17 protein-coding genes and 1 tRNA gene are annotated in these 15,412 nt (G+C 65.0%); 8 read left to right on the forward strand and 10 right to left on the reverse strand.

Annotated elements, in window-relative coordinates:
* Positions 1–58: 58 nt before the first annotated feature.
* From MGN01_RS03720 to MGN01_RS03740, 5 genes are all read left to right on the forward strand, one after another.
* The gene (locus tag MGN01_RS03720) at positions 59–346 is read left to right on the forward strand and encodes a hypothetical protein (protein WP_147045210.1); all 288 of its coding nucleotides are present in this window, start codon (positions 59–61) and stop codon (positions 344–346) included.
* 155 nt (positions 347–501) lie between these two features.
* Positions 502–777 (forward strand): hypothetical protein, encoded by a 276-nt coding sequence (locus MGN01_RS03725; protein WP_147045211.1) that lies wholly within the window; start codon positions 502–504, stop codon positions 775–777.
* Positions 774–1,184, forward strand: coding sequence for a hypothetical protein (locus tag MGN01_RS03730; RefSeq protein ID WP_147045212.1), 411 nt, complete (start codon positions 774–776; stop codon positions 1,182–1,184). Before MGN01_RS03725 ends, MGN01_RS03730 begins: the two co-directional genes overlap by 4 nt.
* A 101-nt stretch (positions 1,185–1,285) precedes the next feature.
* Entirely contained in the window at positions 1,286–1,504 is a 219-nt protein-coding gene (locus MGN01_RS03735; RefSeq protein WP_147045213.1) for a hypothetical protein, read from the forward strand.
* Positions 1,505–1,521: 17 nt separating this feature from the next.
* Positions 1,522–1,788, forward strand: coding sequence for a hypothetical protein (locus MGN01_RS03740; RefSeq protein WP_147045214.1), 267 nt, complete (start codon positions 1,522–1,524; stop codon positions 1,786–1,788).
* Positions 1,789–1,795: 7 nt separating this feature from the next.
* Here the strand turns inward: MGN01_RS03740 and MGN01_RS03745 are convergent, their stop codons facing one another.
* Positions 1,796–2,011, reverse strand: a complete 216-nt coding sequence (locus MGN01_RS03745) for a hypothetical protein (RefSeq protein ID WP_147045215.1) — start codon at positions 2,009–2,011, stop codon at positions 1,796–1,798.
* A gap of 268 nt (positions 2,012–2,279) precedes the next feature.
* Between MGN01_RS03745 and MGN01_RS03750 the strand changes: the two genes are divergently transcribed.
* A complete protein-coding gene (locus MGN01_RS03750; RefSeq protein ID WP_147045216.1) occupies positions 2,280–2,729 on the forward strand; it encodes a hypothetical protein in 450 nt (149 codons plus the stop codon).
* Between the two features lie 10 nt (positions 2,730–2,739).
* Here MGN01_RS03750 and MGN01_RS03755 read toward each other — a convergent pair whose 3' ends face one another.
* From MGN01_RS03755 to MGN01_RS03790, 8 genes are all read right to left on the reverse strand, one after another.
* Positions 2,740–2,934 carry a hypothetical protein gene (locus MGN01_RS03755; protein WP_238258395.1) on the reverse strand — a complete coding sequence of 65 codons (195 nt, stop codon included), beginning with the start codon at positions 2,932–2,934 and terminating at the stop codon, positions 2,740–2,742.
* A gap of 622 nt (positions 2,935–3,556) precedes the next feature.
* On the reverse strand, positions 3,557–5,359 hold the full coding sequence (locus MGN01_RS03760) for a DEAD/DEAH box helicase (RefSeq protein WP_210246061.1): 1,803 nt from the start codon (positions 5,357–5,359) through the stop codon (positions 3,557–3,559).
* Between the two features lie 325 nt (positions 5,360–5,684).
* A tRNA-Ile gene (locus MGN01_RS03765) sits at positions 5,685–5,760 on the reverse strand.
* A 317-nt stretch (positions 5,761–6,077) separates the two neighbouring features.
* On the reverse strand, positions 6,078–7,106 hold the full coding sequence (locus MGN01_RS03770) for a sulfate/molybdate ABC transporter ATP-binding protein (RefSeq protein ID WP_280178531.1): 1,029 nt from the start codon (positions 7,104–7,106) through the stop codon (positions 6,078–6,080).
* Between the two features lie 13 nt (positions 7,107–7,119).
* Positions 7,120–8,016, reverse strand: a complete 897-nt coding sequence (cysW, locus tag MGN01_RS03775; protein WP_147045218.1) for a sulfate ABC transporter permease subunit CysW — start codon at positions 8,014–8,016, stop codon at positions 7,120–7,122.
* Positions 8,009–8,866 carry a sulfate ABC transporter permease subunit CysT gene (gene cysT / locus MGN01_RS03780; protein ID WP_147045219.1) on the reverse strand — a complete coding sequence of 286 codons (858 nt, stop codon included), beginning with the start codon at positions 8,864–8,866 and terminating at the stop codon, positions 8,009–8,011. The genes cysW and cysT overlap by 8 nt, the downstream gene beginning before the upstream one ends.
* A 7-nt stretch (positions 8,867–8,873) precedes the next feature.
* The gene (locus tag MGN01_RS03785; RefSeq protein ID WP_147045220.1) at positions 8,874–9,929 is read right to left on the reverse strand and encodes a sulfate ABC transporter substrate-binding protein; all 1,056 of its coding nucleotides are present in this window, start codon (positions 9,927–9,929) and stop codon (positions 8,874–8,876) included.
* A 619-nt stretch (positions 9,930–10,548) separates the two neighbouring features.
* Positions 10,549–10,992 carry a DUF488 domain-containing protein gene (locus MGN01_RS03790; protein ID WP_147045221.1) on the reverse strand — a complete coding sequence of 148 codons (444 nt, stop codon included), beginning with the start codon at positions 10,990–10,992 and terminating at the stop codon, positions 10,549–10,551.
* A gap of 189 nt (positions 10,993–11,181) precedes the next feature.
* Here MGN01_RS03790 and MGN01_RS03795 point away from each other — a divergent pair, with 189 nt between their 5' ends.
* Both MGN01_RS03795 and MGN01_RS03800 read left to right on the forward strand, forming a co-directional pair.
* A complete protein-coding gene (locus tag MGN01_RS03795) occupies positions 11,182–12,045 on the forward strand; it encodes a glycoside hydrolase family 25 protein (RefSeq protein WP_147045222.1) in 864 nt (287 codons plus the stop codon).
* Between the two features lie 167 nt (positions 12,046–12,212).
* Complete coding sequence (locus tag MGN01_RS03800; protein WP_147045223.1) at positions 12,213–13,028, forward strand: Crp/Fnr family transcriptional regulator; 816 nt, start codon at positions 12,213–12,215, stop codon at positions 13,026–13,028.
* Positions 13,029–13,076: 48 nt separating this feature from the next.
* Here the strand turns inward: MGN01_RS03800 and MGN01_RS03805 are convergent, their stop codons facing one another.
* Positions 13,077–15,131: a methyl-accepting chemotaxis protein gene (locus MGN01_RS03805; RefSeq protein ID WP_147045224.1), complete on the reverse strand. Its 2,055-nt coding sequence runs from the start codon at positions 15,129–15,131 to the stop codon at positions 13,077–13,079.
* Positions 15,132–15,412 lie beyond the last annotated feature (281 nt).

Genomic DNA, 15,412 nt, shown 5'->3' on the forward strand with positions numbered 1-15,412 from the left:
TGGACACCGTCGAGACCTACCAGGACGTCGCCCGCGCCATGGTCTGGAGGGCCGCCTAATGCTGACCGACACCGAGCTCCATGGCCTCGCCCGCACCGTGGTCGACCTGCCGCCGGAGCAGGAGCGCGCCGTAGCCGACGCGGTCGCCGGCATCCGAGCCGAGCGCGCCCAGCGGAGGGAAGAGCGCCTCGCGGAGCTGCGGGCGATGTCCGACGAAGACGTCATGATGCTGATGTTCGCCCGGCATCACGACAACTGGCCGAACCCGGATGCCCTGACGCTCCTGCGCGAGGCCGGCTTCGTCCGGGGTGCCGTCCTGGAGAAGGCCTGCCGCGAGGGCTACTAGCGCTATGGCCACGAGTTCCTTGGCGACGGGCGCCCCCCATGTCGGACGAGGACGACCCCGATTAGGTGGCGGCGCGCGCCTATGACCTCGCCGACCTGATGAAGGGGGCCTAAGCTATGCGACCGCTGGACCCTCAAACTGACCAACCCATCGAGGTGACCATTCACCGGTACGGTGCAGGTGGCTATGAGCCGATGCGGCCGCTGCCCGGTTACCCCGACGATGTCGAGGGCTACCCTGACGACGAGCTCGGGGTCGCCGAGGGGGAGCCCGCACGTCCCCGCTTCGAGGGCAACCGCCGGGCACGCCGGAGGGCGGCCGCGCTGAAACGGAAGGGCGTCCGGGTCGTGGTGGGACCGCCGGTCTTCTACCCAGTGAGCCCGGACACGCTGCGCGTCGCCCGTGGGCAGGCGGAGGTGAGGAAGGCATGACCGAGCACGACGGCTATACCGACGCCGACCTCGCCAGCCATGGATGGTCTCCCGGCCTCTACTCCCTCCGAGGCCGCGACTGCCGGGAGCGCGCCATCGGCGACAAGCGGGCGATCCGCTGCCGGCCCTGCGCGGTCTCCGTACTCCGGCTGGCGGAGGCCTACCCGCCGTCGGCAGAGGCCGCGGGCGCGCCGGTTCGCCGCTACGCCGTCCGGGACGCTGCCTCGGGGCTCATGTTCCGCAGCCACTCCATGCACCCGCAGCGCCGGTCGTGGGACGGCCTCGCGACGGCGCAGGTCTACCTCCAGCGGTCCGCGGCCGAGGCGACCGCCCGCCAAGTGCGCCAGCCCTGGGAGCAGTTCCGGCCGCATCACCCGACGCTCTACTCGGAGCGCCTGGAGCCTTAGGTCGTCGAGGTCGTCGAGGTCGAGTTGAGGATCGCGCCATGAGCGAGATCCAGTTCTGGTAGGCCACGGTCCACGGCCACGACCGCCCCAAGGTCGTCGAGGTGATCATCGAGGACGGCAAGCCAGCGTACGTTTGCGAAGCGGGTGCGCCGAGCATCGCCGCAGACGATTTCGACCGGTGCGAGGTGCGCCTGATCGAGCGGGTGCTCCCGGCCGGGCGCGCCACGGCGGCGGTCGAGAAGCTGCGGGAGGCGGCTAACACTCGGTGCGGGGACGACATGTGGAGCCTCATCTGCGAGACGATTGCGCTCATCAAGTAGAGCGGCGGGAACAAGGCATGACGACCGACGCAACCGCGCTGGCCAAGCTCGACGAGTGGACTGGCATCTGCGGCGACGCACCGGAGTTCCTCGTCGAGGAGCTCGCCGCCCTTGGGTTCGTGGTCGCCCGGAGGGAGGACGTCGAGCACCACCGGCAGGAGCTCCGGGAACGGCGCCGCCGCGGCGAAGGCCACCTGGCAACGGCGTGGTGGCGTCCCTGTCCATCCCCTGTTCGCCGCCTGAATCTAACAGGGCCCCGACATCGCTGCCGGGGCCCCATCTGACGCCTGACTAGATGGCTGAGTTCTCGCACTCGGCGAGGAACTCGGCCACCTCCTCCAGGCTGTCCAGCCAGTCGGAGATCGCCGCAGCGCGGTCGCTCTCCTGCCAGCGCTCGGACATCTCGTCGAATGCCGCCCGCTGCACCTCCACGAAGGTTCGCAGTCCGCCTTCGGCTTGATCGAGCACTTTCGACAGCCCCGAGGGGATACTGGTCTTAACCGACATGCTGGGTTCCTCCACGGCCCGGAACCGATGCCGGGCACTTAGTGAGGACGGGTCCTCGCCGGCGTCGTCGGTGTATGAGCAGCTATGCCAAGCGGAGGGATGCCACGGTGCCGGTTGCAGGCCGGTTAAGCCGACCCGCGCAAACCGCTGGGGATGCCTCACCCGGCGGCAACCGTGGCCCTAAATGGCCCGCCCCGATTCGGATCCGGGTAACCCGCGACGCCTAGGGTTCGCGCACCAACAGGGGGGGCGCGGCATGAGCACTGAGATGACCGTGAAGACGGCGTGCGCCGTCTCAAGGGTGAGGGAGGCGCAATTGCGGCTCGCAAGGGCTGAGCGGGTCGCGAAGGCCGCCGTCGATGCGTGTAACGAGTGGCACGAAGGCGAGTTTACGTCGGCGCTTGTCTTCGTTCCCATGCCTGGGATGCAAGCCGCAGTCGATCTCGTACAAGTCGACCGCGTAGCTCTCAATGCGGTCTACGACCAGGTCCGGGTCACGTCTGACTTGCCGGAGGGCATCATGATGCATGTGCTCAACCGGCGTTTCCAAGTGATGTCCGTCAAGGAGTGGTGCGAGCAGGCGCGCGCGTTGGGGGGGCCAAAGATTGGCCATCACTGGCTGCGTTCCTACGTTTCCGACCGCCTCTACCGCAGCAATGGAAAGGACATCGACGAGCGTGTCCGGAGGGCGGCAATGCTTATGGACGGGCAGGTCTGAAGCCAGCGCATTATCCGCCGAATTTTCGGCGGGCCTCCCGACGGCGCGGACCGAGCGCCTTCGCTAGGTCCGCCGGCCGGGACGCCCGGACGAACCCGGGGCCGTCCCGGCGCGCGGCCGCCGCATCGGCCAGGTCCTGCGCCAGCGCTCGCCAAGCGGCGTCCCGCTCCTCGCCCGCGGCGGCATACGCCAGCATCTCGTCCATCACGCGATCCTCCATTGACTAGAACATATGGAGAACAAGATAGCTCGTTTAAGCGTGGCCGCTGATGGGCAAGGACGGGATGGGCGAACCTTCGAGCTTGGGGTCGTTCCCCTACCGGCGAGTGGTGGTCACATGCGCCTGGTGCCCCCGGCGTCGGGGTGACTACGACACCTAGCGCCTGATCGCCCGCCTAGGCGCCGGGACGTCCCTCGACGACGCGCTGCGCGTCCTCGTCACCCGCTGCCGGTGGCCGAAGCCCTGGGGCGTCCGGGGCCCGAACCACTACCGACCTTGGTGCCGGGCGCGGTACGAGGACCTCGCGAAGGGGTGGCCGCCGGACCGGGTGTCCGGCGGGTCATTAAAGCAGCATGACACTTACGCGACTTCTTCCGCAAACGGCATCTGTCCCGGGGCAGCAGCAACGTCCAACATCATTTGAAGCCGTGCCACGTCTTTGCTGAGTATCTGCTGCGCGCAGGCGATGCAGTAATGGTCCCAACTCCGACCATTCCGAACCTTCAACCTCATCTCACCCTTGACGATCCGGTGCTTCGAGTTTGCCTGGCATTCGTGCCCGCGTAGAGCGTGGTCGAAGGCTATCGTCTCGACCAGGGAGCGCACCCTAGGCATCGACGACGTCCGCAATGGCTCGGGCGACGATGCCATCAAAGTCCGCCTCGATGACATCGAGTTGTTGACGTGAGAACTCGCTTCGTTGGCCAGTGCCGAGCCCAACCGTCGCGTTGGCTTGGCGGTCTAGGGCTCCCTTCAGAATGACGTAGTTGGTCTTGCCCAGGTGCCGGCGGTCGAGGTCACGTCCATCATGGCGCAGGCCCCGCTCACCGAGGATACGACCCACTGCAGTGCGGATACGCATATCGAGGGACTGTCGCATGGCTTGGCGTTCCCGAGCGCGGGTCGTCGGGACGGCCTCCAGTTCAACCGAAGCCTGTGTGATCTGCTCGGTGCTGTAGCCCTGCGCGTGGAGCTGCCGGAGCAGGTCGAGCGCCTCTGGGTTGTCCCGGATCAGGGGAATCTCCTGAAGATCGATGCCGCCCTGGGCCTGGACGTGGACCTGGTCCGGGAAATCCCGCGGTGCGGGCTCAATCTCGATCTCGTCGCCCCGCCCGAAGTCGAGGCCCTCGACCGGCAGTAGCTGATCGAAATAGTCCCGGTCGGCCTCGGTGTAGGCCTGGAAGTCGGTCCAGCGGCTGGCGATGTTCGCGCCCGCATGGAACACCACGACGCCCCGGTTCACGGGGGCATCGGGTGCCCCTTGTTCCACCACCCGCATAATGCGGCCAACGAACTGCACGAAGGGCGACAGGTTCGCGAACAGACTGAACACCGCTGCAACGGCGAGCAGTGGATGGTCAAATCCCTCGCCCAACTTCCGCACCTGCACAATCACGTCAAGGCCGTTTGCTTGTAGGCGACCCATGACGCGCTCGTTCGCTACCGCGTCCTCACGGGAATGGACGTAGTCGGAACGGAGATTGCGCGCTCGGTAGGCCTCGACGACTTGGCGGCAGTGGTCAAAGTTCAGAACCGAGGCAATGATCTTAAGGTGAGGGTTGCCACTCTCGTTCCGAAGCCGCTGGAGTTCCCGGATTGACGCATCGACGATTGTCGTCAGTGTCTCCTGTGAGGTCACGATCCCGCGCCGGAAATCCGCGTCCGTCTCCCCCAGCCGGCGCACCTCTTCAAGGCTTACGTCAACCTCAACGCCGTCCTCCTGTCGAACGTAGCGGAGGGTCCGGGGATTCAGGACCACCGCCTTAAGCCGCTTGACGTAGCCCTCTCGAATAGCTCGGACGATAGGGTACGAGTAAATGATGCGGCCGGACATTAGCTGCCCGTCCGACCGAAGGGGGGTGGCACTGAAATTCAGGATCCTGGCCTGCGGGAAGGTTGCCTTGAGGGTGTTCCAGCTCTGCGCAACCGTGTGGTGTCCCTCGTCGAACAGGATTAGGTCGAAGAAGTCAGGCGGCAATCCCTGGAGCCAGCGGTTATCCGCACCTGCAAGCTGCTGAATATTCGTGATGACGACGTGCGCTTCGTCCAAGTCGGCGCGGTTCGAAGTGCGTCCCCTGATCTCGACAGGCTCTGGCCAAGGACCACCCTGAAGCACGTTGCACTTTCGATAGAACATGGTGGGTGATGACGGGTCGAAGTCAGCCGCCAACTGCTGCGCAATGGCGACGTTGGGGGCGACGACGAGTGTGCGGCCAGATCCAAATGCGAACGGGGCCAGCGTGATGGTCCCGGACTTGCCGCAGCCAACCGGTAAAACGATACCTGCCTCTCGCTCGTCCTCGGTCGCGAACGTCGAAATGGCCTCGAATGCTTCCCGCTGCGGGGAGCGGATGCGCGGATTGCCAATAATTGACGGCTGTCTGTCGGCGAACGGACTGGGCAAGGGCACACCTAATCGAGTTGAGCGGCCCGCCAGCTTATTGTGGTTCCCGTCCGCGGGAAGATGCCAACCTCAGATGTCCACCATCGCTTGCACACCGCCGCGACCGATCCGCTTATTGGCGTGGCCCGGAACGGGTCACGGGAGCGGTGGGACACTGCCCCCGTGACGCCCCAAGGGCCGGCCACGAGCCGGCGTCCCGCGTCGCCGACCACCCCGCCGGAGGGCCTCCGAGCGGGGCTTTCGCACGTTTGCGGTTCCGGTTTCGGTTCCGGTAGCCCCTGAACGCGCGCCCCAGCTGGTCGATTTCCAGGGCTTCGCAGAGGGGAAATAGTGGTGGGCCCGGCAGGACTCGAACCTGCAACCAGACCGTTATGAGCGGTCGGCTCTAACCATTGAGCTACAGGCCCACGCCATGTTTCCGTAGAGGGAAAGGGGGGCGGCCGTCCAGCGGGTCCGCTGGTGAGAGCCCTAAAATCTGCGCATCTCCGCCCGCTCTTGTACTGCGCTTCCAGGCATTGGGCAGCTTGCGCTGCCTGTACAAATTCAGGCATTTTTCCTGCGACCGCTGGAAGCGACGCGGCGGCCCGAGCCTAAAGGCTCATGACCCCTCTCGGAGCATGAGGATGCAACCGGTGCCGAGGTGCTGGCGGCAGCGACACGGCATCAGGTACGCTCGCGCCGTCTGCCACAGTGCCATGGGCGGCGGGCGATTTCCGTCCTCTTATCAATCCGCGAAGACGTAGCCGCTGTTGATCCTCAGCCCCACCGGCAGGCCGGCGGCGAGGCGGGCATTGTCCGACGCCTCAACCACGAGGAGCCCGCCGCCGGGCCGGTCGATCTCGATGCGCTGACGGCCTTGCGCTCGATAGGATGAGCGGACGAAGCCATTGAGATGGGCGTGCTCCTCGTTCGCGAACTGAAGCTGCCAAGGCCGCACGTAAAGCTTGACCGGGCCGACCGCGTTCGTAGGGGCCGTGACGGGAGTTTCTCGGCCGTTGACGAGCACCCGGCCCCCCTGGGCGATCGCCTCGACTTCGATCGTGTCGCCTAAAAATTTCAGCACCGTCGGCGAGGCCGGCTGCTCCTGTACTTCGTCGGGGGTGCCGATCTGCTCCAGGCGGCCTCTGTCGAGGACTGCCACGCGGTCGGAGAGTTCGAGTGCCTCGTCCTGGTCGTGGGTGACGAAGATGGTGGTCTGGCCGGTGCGGTCGTGAATCTCGCGCAGCCAGCGGCGCAGGTCTTTGCGCACTTGCGCGTCCAGCGCGCCGAAGGGCTCATCGAGCAGCAGCACGCGCGGCTCTACGGCGAGGGCGCGGGCGAGCGCGATGCGCTGACGCTGACCACCGGAGAGCTGCGAGGGGTAACGGTCGCCGAAGTTCGACAGCTTGATCAGGTCGAGCAGGTCGCTGACGCGCTTCTTGATCTCGGCCTTGGCCGGGCGTTCCGAGCGCTTCCGCGCATTCAGCCCGTAGGCGATGTTATCGGCCACGGTCATGTGCTTGAACAGGGCGTAGTGCTGGAAGACGAAGCCCACGGCGCGCTCCTGCACCGGCATCCGGGTGGCGTCGTCGCCACCGAAGATGATGCGCCCGGAATCCGGCCGGTCGAGACCTGCGATGATGCGCAAGAGCGTCGTCTTACCCGAGCCCGAGGGACCGAGCAGGCCCAAGAGCTCGCCAGCGCGCACGTCTAGCGAGAGATCGTGCAGCACGGCGGCCGTGTCGAAGGTCTTGGAGACACCCTCGACCCGGATCGCCGTCGAGCCGCTAGTGCCGTGCGGACGCTGCGAGATCGCCCGCGTAGCGCCACTCGAGAACGGATTTGATGACGAGGGTGACAAGAGCGAGGCCGGCAAGGAGGGAGGCGACGGCGAAAGCGGCAACGAAGTTGTACTCATTGTAGAGAATCTCCACGTGCAGCGGGAGTGTGTTGGTCAGGCCGCGGATGTGGCCCGAGACGACGGAGACGGCGCCGAACTCGCCCATGGCACGGGCGTTACAGAGCAGCACCGCGTAGAGCAGGCCCCAGCGGATGTTGGGCAGCGTCACGGTCCTGAAGGCGTGCCAGCCGGAGGCGCCAAGCGTCAGTGCAGCTTCTTCCTCGGCCGTGCCCTGCTCCTGCATCAGCGGGATCAGCTGACGGGCGACGAAGGGGAAGGTCACGAAGATCGTGGCCAGCACGATTCCGGGCACCGCGAAGATGATCTGCACGTCGTGCGCGAGCAGCCATGGGCCGAGGATGCCCTGCGAGCCGAAGACCAGAACGTAGATCAGTCCCGAGACCACCGGGGAGACCGAGAACGGAAGGTCGATCAGCGTGACCAGCAGGTCCCTGCCCCAGAACTGGAATTTCGCGATGGCCCAGGCCGCGGCCACGCCGAAGACGAGGTTGAACGGTACTGCGATGGCGGCCGTGACCAGGGTCAGCCGGATCGCGGCATGGGCGTCGGGCTCAGCGAAGGCGGCGAGATAGGCCTGCAGGCCTTTGGCGAAGGCCTGAACGAAGACGGTGACGAGCGGCAGCACCAGGAACAGCGCCAAGAAGATGATCGCGACCGCGATGAGCAGGGCGCGAACCCAACCCTTTTCGGTGACGACGCTCGCAGGCGGCCTGAGGCCAGCGTCGGCGACGGGGAAATCCGACGGGGTGATCGCCTCAGACATAGCCGAACCTCCGCCGGCTCCAGGCCTGGATCAGGTTGATGAAAAGCAGCGTCGTGAACGAGATCGCGAGCATGATCGTCGCGATGGCGCAGGCCCCCGCATAGTCGAACTCCGAGAGCTTGATGACGATCAGGAGCGGCGCGATCTCGGAAACGTAGGGCAGGTTCCCGGCGATGAAGATGATCGAGCCGTACTCGCCGACGCCTCGGGCGAAGGCGAGCGCGAAGCCGGTGAGGACAGCCGGTATCAGCGGCGGCAGCACGACCTTGGTGAGTGTGCCAAGGCGAGTCGAGCCGAGGATGGCCGAGGCCTCCTCGACCTCGCGGTCGATCTCGGCAATCAGCGGCTGCACGGTGCGCACCGCAAAGGGCAAGCCGATGAAGACCATGGCGATGAAGATGCCGACCGGGGTATAGGCCGCCTCGATGCCGACCTTCGCCAGTTGCGCGCCGATGAGACCGTTCGGAGCGTAAAGCGAAGCGAGCGCGATGCCCGCCACCGCCGTCGGCAGGGCGAAGGGCAGGTCCACGACCGCGTCGATGATCCGCCGTCCGGGGAAATCGTAGCGGGTCAGTACCCAGGCAACGATGCTGCCGAAGACCGACGCCGTCAGCGCTGCGATGAGCGAGACGCCGAAGCTGACCCGCAGGGCGCTGAACACCCGCGGGTCGGTGGCGACCTCCCAGATCCCGGAGAGGCCGAGGCCCGAGGCTCTCACCACCAGGGCGGCGAGAGGAAACAGAACGATGAGCGAAAGGACGGTGAGGGTGTAGCCCAGCGTGAGCCCGAAACCCGGGATCACGCTGGGCTGACGAAACCGCCGCTTCGGACGTACGGACGCGACGGCCATGGCTACCTCAGTGCCCCTGCTTGCCGAGCTGGTCGAACAGGCCGCCGTTGTCGAAGTTCTTCTTCTGGATGTCGTCCCAGCTGCCCTGGAAGTCCTCGATCTTGAAGAGCTTGATCTCGGGCAGGAGCGCGATGTCCTCTTTCTTGGCGGCCTCACGCTTGAGCGGGCGGTAGTGGTGCTTGGCGAAGATCGCCTGCGCCTTGTCCGAGTAGAGGAACTGCAAGTAGGCCTCGGCCTGCTTGCGGGTACCCTTCTTGTCGACATTGGCGTCGACGAGGGCGACCGGCGGCTCGGCATAGATCGAGGTCGGCGGGACGACGATGTCGAACTTGTCCTTGCCGAACTCGTCGAAGACGAGGAACGCCTCGTTCTCCCAAGTCGGTAGCACGTCGCCGAGGCCGCGCTGGGCGAAGGTCACCGTCGAGCCGCGGGCGCCGGTGTCGAGAACGGGAACGTTCTTGAAGACCTGACCGACGAAGGCGTTGGCCTTCTCGGCATCCTTGTTGTTCTGCTCGTAGGCGTAGCCCCAGGCCGCGAGGAAGTTCCAGCGTCCGCCGGCCGAGGTCTTCGGATTCGGCGTGATCACCTTGATGTCGGGCTTTACCAGGTCACCCCAATCCTTGATGCCCTTCGGATTGCCCTTGCGGACCAGGAACACCACGGTCGAGGTGTAGGGCAGCGCGCCGTTCGGCTGCTTATTGCGCCAGTCCGGATCGATCTTCTTCGTGAGCCGCGCGATCGAATCGATGTCGGAGGGGATCCCGAGGGTGACGACGTCGGCGGGGATGCCGTCGATCACGGTGCGGGCCTGGGCGCCCGAGCCACCATGTGCGGCGCGCACCGTCACGGTCTCGCCGGTCTTGGCCTTCCATTCCTCGGTGAAGGCTGCGTTGATGTCCTTGTAGAGCTCGCGCGTCGGATCATACGAGACGTTGAGAAGCTCGGTATCGGCAAGAGCCGGTCCGGCCTGAGCGAGTCCCAAGGCCAAGCCCGTTGCCGTAATGAGCGCGGCTCGCCGCGTTGCGAGGAGGGCTGCCCGTCGGCGGTATCCGGAAGTCTGCATCAACGGCCTCAAGTTTAAGGAAGCGAACTCGGAGCGCAGTCGGCGTCCGAGTGGTCTCTTGTCGTTCTGTAAAACGAACGATGTCAAGTCAAGCGAAGTGTTTTTTGTGTGCGGCGCAACAGAGGCTGACTATTGTCTTGTCCAAAGAAGCGCATTTCCAAGCCTAGAGCGAATAAGTAATTCTGTTGTGGGTCGAGATAGGGGCGGAATCTTCTCCAGCGACCTCGTTCTATAAAAAGAATTTATTGCATGACGAGAGTCGGGCTGAGCCTGCCTTTCGCGACCCAGTCCGCTGAGCTTGACGCGGGTCCAGCGCCGATTTCCAAGCGGAAGATCGTCGTAGGGAACCGCACGGCGGATTGCCCGATACCGTCGCCCCTCCCAGCCGCTCGTTCAGAGAACACTCCGGCGGCGGCAGTGTTTAATCGGCATTCCGTCCGCCGTGCCGATTAACCCTTCATTGACCATGAAGGGGGATGATCGCTGGATGATCGCCCTGGTCGCCATCGCTGGTATGTTGACGCTGGGTGTAGCATTGGCCGGCGCTGCCCAGTGGGTCGCGATCAGTGATGCCAACCGCCAGTGTGGCGGCTACTGGTAGCCTTCCGGCAGCCCCAGCTCAGCCGAACAGATCCACCGTCGCAAATCCCTTCGAAGCCAGCCGTTCGGCCAGGATCCGGCGGTGGCAGAGCGAGGGATCCCGCTCGAAACAGAGCAGGCAGATCGGCGCCGCTTGAGCGAGTTCCGCGAGCGCGTCGAGGGCAAGGCCTCCATCCGCTGTGTCGAGCACTTCCTCGCAGTAGATCCGTCGCATCAGAGCCGCGTCATGTGCGCGGGCCGCCTGCCGCCCGGCCTTCGGCGTGCCGAGACTGCGCAGGTGATCGTAGCCGAGGCCGGCCTCCTCCAGTCCTGCCTTCAGCGCTCCTTTCGAGAATCCGCGCTTGCGCGAGTTCGCCACCGCACGCACGTCCACGAGCCGTGCGACGCCCGCGTCCTTGAGGGCACCAGTCAGCCTCCCGGGATCGAGGCCTTCGTAGCCGATGGTAAACAAGGTCTTCGCCATTTAGCCCCCGGAGAAACACGAGAAATCTCAGGACATTAATATCGCCGCCGCCGTCGGCCGCAGCCGAGATGTGACTGTTTTGTCACCGGTATCAAGAAACCGTTCGGTTGCCGTCAAAACTCCGTTAACCGCGTCCAGGGCATCGATTAGCCATAGTGGTTGCGCGGCCAAGGTCGAGCGGGGGCGTCGATGTCTTTCGGAAGCGAGTCCTTTCTCTCGTCTTCGTCGCGCGATGGCGGCCTTCGCCGCTGGATCGGTCGTTTGACGGCCGCCGTGCTCCTGACTGGCCTTGCCGCCTGCGCCGGAGATACCTTCAATTACTACCCGACCAAGGGTGACGCGAAGCCTCACCCGGGTGTGGCCAAGGCCAAGCAGCATCCGATCCAGGGTATCGACATTTCGAAGTGGCAGGGTCCGATCGACTGGGCCTCCGTCAAGGGTGCCGGCACCCAGTTCGCCTTCATCAAGGCGACCGAGGGTGGCGACCATGTCGACGATCGCTTCCGCATCAACTGGGAAGGTGCCCGCTCCGCCGGCGTTCCACGTGGCGCCTACCACTTCGTCTACTGGTGCCGCTCGCCCCAGGAGCAGATGGCGTGGTTCAAGCGCAACGTGCCGAATGATCCCACCGCCCTCCCCCCGGTATTGGACGTGGAGTGGAACGGCCATTCTCAGAGCTGCCCGAAGAAGCTGCCAAAGGCCGAGGCGCTCGCGATGATCCGCTACATGCTCAACGAGATGGAGAACTATACCGGCAAGCGGCCGATCATCTACACTGACATCACGTTCCACAAGGACGTGCTCGAAGACGAACTGCCCGATTACCCGCACTGGCTGCGTTCCACCGCGGCCGAGCCCGAGCAGCGCTTCGCCAACCGCAAGTGGATGCTGTGGCAGTTCACGTCCACGGGCCGCGTGCCGGGCGTGCAGGGCAATGTCGACCGCAACGCCTTCTACGGGACCAAAGCCGAATGGGCGTCCTTCCTTTCGACGGATTGTGACCCGCGCGAGCACCCCCGCCTGGCGAGCCAGGGCCTTTGCTCAAGCAAATAACTTGTGCCCACACCCAAAACTCCGCGACGACGCGTTTCGGCAACGCTCGCGGTCGAACAGTCTGATACGAAAGTAGGATTTTTGGACAAAGTCTACTAGCGTACAGACGTCCGTGGCTCGAATGCGCTAATCAGCAGCGTAGACGAACCGAGAACATAGTGTGGCGAATGTCCGCAACGGCCGAGCTCATCGAAGGCAACTTGCTCCTTAAGGCCTTGCGTAAGGCAGACTGCGCGCTGCTGGAGCCCCATCTTGAGCCTGTGGAATTCAACCGCGGCGAGACTGTCTTCTCGGCAGGCGGCGAGATTTCCTACATCACCTTCCCATGCGAGCGAACGGTCGTCACCCTGGTGATCACGATGCTCGACGGACGCAGCGCCGAGACGGCAACGATCGGGCGCGAGGGCGCTGTCGGAGGCATCGTCAGCAATGGCGGTCTGCCGGCCTCGACCCATGCCATCACGCAGCTCGGTGGGCCGGCCCTACGCATTGATTCGACGCGTCTTCAAGAGGCGAAGCGCATCTCTGAGCCGGTTCGGAACCTGTTCAGTCGCTACGCCGACTGCCTGCTGGCCCAGGTGCTTCAGTCGGTAGCCTGCAACGCCCTGCATCCGATCGAGGCGCGCTGCCTGCGCTGGCTGATGACGCTGCAGGACCGGCTCGGCTCTGACATCCTGCCGGTGACGCAGGAGCTGCTCGCCGCAATGCTCGGCGTCCAGCGCACCTATCTCACGCGCATTCTCCGTACGCTCCAGTTGAACGGTCTGATCGAGATTGGGCGCGGCCGCATCACCATCCTAGACCGGCCGGAGATGGAGAAGGCGGCCTGCGAGTGTCACAACAGCGTCAGGCGTCATTTCGACGCCGTGCTCGGCGCCGTTTACGGACCGACGGGCCGCTTCATCGCCTTCGAGCCGCCACCCGCGCCGAAGCGACCGCGCAAGAGTCCAATCGTCACGACGGCTGGCGGCATCGACGTCTGATGTGATCTGGGCGCCTGATATCTCGGGAACCCAGATCGCCGATCGGCGTCAGGCAGCGCGTACCGTTGCCAGGAAGCCGCCGATTTCAGAGCGGAGTGCCTGCGCCTGCTGAGCGAGGTCGGTTGCGGCGCTGAGCACCTGCTCCGAACCCGCGCTGGTCGAGTCCGCGGCTTGCGCCACCCCAGCAATGTTTTCCGAGACGAGGCGGGTTCCGCGAGAGGTCTCCGCTGTCGTGCGCGCGATTTCTCCAGTGGCGGCACCCTGCTCCTCGACCGCCGAGGCGATATCGGCCGAGATCCGCGACAGGCTACGGATCGTCGCGGTGATGCCGGAGATCCCGCTGACGGAGGCTTCGGTCGAAGCGGTGATCTCGCCGACACGGGCGGCGATCTCCTCGGTGGCCTTGGCAGTCTGATTGGCGAGGTTTTTCACCTCGGCGGCGACGACCGAGAAGCCACGGCCGGCCTCGCCCGCTCGCGCCGCTTCGATGGTGGCATTGAGGGCGAGCAGGTTGGTCTGACCTGCGATCTCCGAGATCAGCCCGACGATCTTTTCGATGCTGCCGGCAGCGGCGGCGAGGCGTTCGACCTCTCGGGTCATGTGTGCGGCGTCGTTTTCGGCGCTGCCAGCCGCATCAGCCGAGGCGCTGACCTGCGTCGCGATCTCACGGATCGAGGCGGTGAGCTCCTCGGTCGCGGCGGCAACGGTATCGGAGTGGCGCGCGGCCTGTGCGGAGGCTTCGGTGACGGCCAGACTCCGTTCAGAGGTCTCTCCGGCAGTCGTGCTCATGGCGCGGGCTGCGGCTTCGAGCTGCTGCGATGCGGCCGAGACCGCCTCGACGATGCCGCCGACCCGTGCTTCGAAGCTGTCTGCGACGCCCATCATCGCCGCGCGCTGGCGCGAGACCTCCTCGGCGGTCATGCGCTGCTGTGCCTCGCGGCTGCGCCGACGCTCAATCACGCTGTCGCGGAACTCGGATGCTGCGGCGGCGATGGCGCGCACCTCATTGGGTCCATCCGTCTCGATTGTGACGTCGGTTTCACCGCGTCCGATGGCAGTCAGCACAGAGGCCATACGTGCGAGAGGCCGCGCGATCGCCGAACCGAGAGCGAAGGCAAGCAGGCCGGATAGCGTGAGGGTCGCCAGTCCAGCACCGCTCCACATCCAGACCGCGTTCTCGGCCCTGATGCGGGCCTCGCCAGCGATGTCCACGAGTTCGCGCGTCAACCGGTCCTCAATCACCTTGAGCCCGTCGATGCGTTGCGTCGCGAGCTTGAACCAGCTCTTGGCATCGGTGTAGGCGAGCGGCTGGCCTGGAAGGGTATCAAGCAGCACGGAGCGGATGCGAGCGACTTCGCGCGCTGCCTCTGCCGCGTTGGCGGCATCGAGAGCCGCAGCATGTTCAGCTGGGCTTCCGAGACGGAACAGGCCCTCGAAGGTCAATTGGCTGGAAACGAGGCCGTTCACTCGCTTGAGCCCAGCGAGGTCGAGTGAGCCGGATGCGAGGATCGCCGAGGCGGCAGCGCGCTCCTGACCGGCGAATTCCTTGAGCGACAGAAGGGCCGAATAAGCCGAAACACGCGCGCCGATCGTGGGGTCGGACGCGACCAGCGAAACCTCGCGCACGACATTGAGGGCATCGGCGATGACGCCGGTATAGACCGCGCTGTTCTCTGCTGCGGTCAGTCCCAGGCCGTCGACCAGGAGCCGGTGCCGATCGATCTTAGCAAGGGCGACGCGGAATGACGCGATCTTGCTCGCGAACGCATCACCGCCCCCCTGCATGTCGGCCACGTCGAGGTCCCTGTTCAGGGTCTCGCGGGACGCGTCCAAAAGTTTGCGCTGGGCGATCAGTTCAGGGCCGAATTGCGCACCTCGGGAGCCGAGGAATAGGCTTGAGGCGCCTCGCTCCTTCTGCGCCTCATGGACAAAGGCGCTGACCTTGCCCGACAGGGTCACGAGACCCTCGAGCCGGCTCATCTCGCGGCCCTGCGTCATGCGGTCGAACACGGCGAGCATCGCAACCGCCGCGAAAGCAAGACAGGGGATCAGCGCGACCGCGACAATGCGGCTGCGCAGGGACGAGAAAAGGCCGCCGGGCATCGGTTAACCTGAGCATTGGGGATTTGCTCGAAGTTGACCTTTGGCGATGAAGAAAGAGTTGCCATAAGCATGGGCAGATTCATTACGATCATGTGATCGTGCACATAGTTTCAGCAGATGCCGCTGCTTTTTTGAGCTTTCTTTTGTCAAAACCTCAAGACGTCAGCCGCTCGTGACCGCGAACTTGTTTGAAAACGGCGCTGCTACCGTGTATCCTGCACCACGGCCAGCTTAAGGGACAGCTGGACCGCTGCTCAGGATCAGAAACGCAATGAGCTCCT

It is taken from the genome of Methylobacterium gnaphalii (assembly GCF_007992215.1).
In the GTDB taxonomy this organism is placed as follows: domain Bacteria; phylum Pseudomonadota; class Alphaproteobacteria; order Rhizobiales; family Beijerinckiaceae; genus Methylobacterium; species Methylobacterium gnaphalii.

What these genes read in the sequence shown, in the direction of transcription:
- MGN01_RS03720 (WP_147045210.1), top strand. Translation starts at nt 59, where the DNA reads ATGCTGACCGACACCGAGCTCCATGGCCTCGCCCGCACCGTGGTCGAC.
- MGN01_RS03730 (WP_147045212.1), top strand. Translation starts at nt 774, where the DNA reads ATGACCGAGCACGACGGCTATACCGACGCCGACCTCGCCAGCCATGGA.
- MGN01_RS03740 (WP_147045214.1), top strand. Translation starts at nt 1,522, where the DNA reads ATGACGACCGACGCAACCGCGCTGGCCAAGCTCGACGAGTGGACTGGC.
- MGN01_RS03745 (WP_147045215.1), bottom strand. Translation starts at nt 2,011, where the DNA reads ATGTCGGTTAAGACCAGTATCCCCTCGGGGCTGTCGAAAGTGCTCGAT.
- MGN01_RS03750 (WP_147045216.1), top strand. Translation starts at nt 2,280, where the DNA reads ATGACCGTGAAGACGGCGTGCGCCGTCTCAAGGGTGAGGGAGGCGCAA.
- MGN01_RS03755 (WP_238258395.1), bottom strand. Translation starts at nt 2,934, where the DNA reads ATGGACGAGATGCTGGCGTATGCCGCCGCGGGCGAGGAGCGGGACGCC.
- cysW (WP_147045218.1), bottom strand. Translation starts at nt 8,016, where the DNA reads ATGTCTGAGGCGATCACCCCGTCGGATTTCCCCGTCGCCGACGCTGGC.
- cysT (WP_147045219.1), bottom strand. Translation starts at nt 8,866, where the DNA reads ATGGCCGTCGCGTCCGTACGTCCGAAGCGGCGGTTTCGTCAGCCCAGC.
- MGN01_RS03785 (WP_147045220.1), bottom strand. Translation starts at nt 9,929, where the DNA reads ATGCAGACTTCCGGATACCGCCGACGGGCAGCCCTCCTCGCAACGCGG.
- MGN01_RS03790 (WP_147045221.1), bottom strand. Translation starts at nt 10,992, where the DNA reads ATGGCGAAGACCTTGTTTACCATCGGCTACGAAGGCCTCGATCCCGGG.
- MGN01_RS03795 (WP_147045222.1), top strand. Translation starts at nt 11,182, where the DNA reads ATGTCTTTCGGAAGCGAGTCCTTTCTCTCGTCTTCGTCGCGCGATGGC.
- MGN01_RS03800 (WP_147045223.1), top strand. Translation starts at nt 12,213, where the DNA reads ATGTCCGCAACGGCCGAGCTCATCGAAGGCAACTTGCTCCTTAAGGCC.
- MGN01_RS03805 (WP_147045224.1), bottom strand. Translation starts at nt 15,131, where the DNA reads ATGCCCGGCGGCCTTTTCTCGTCCCTGCGCAGCCGCATTGTCGCGGTC.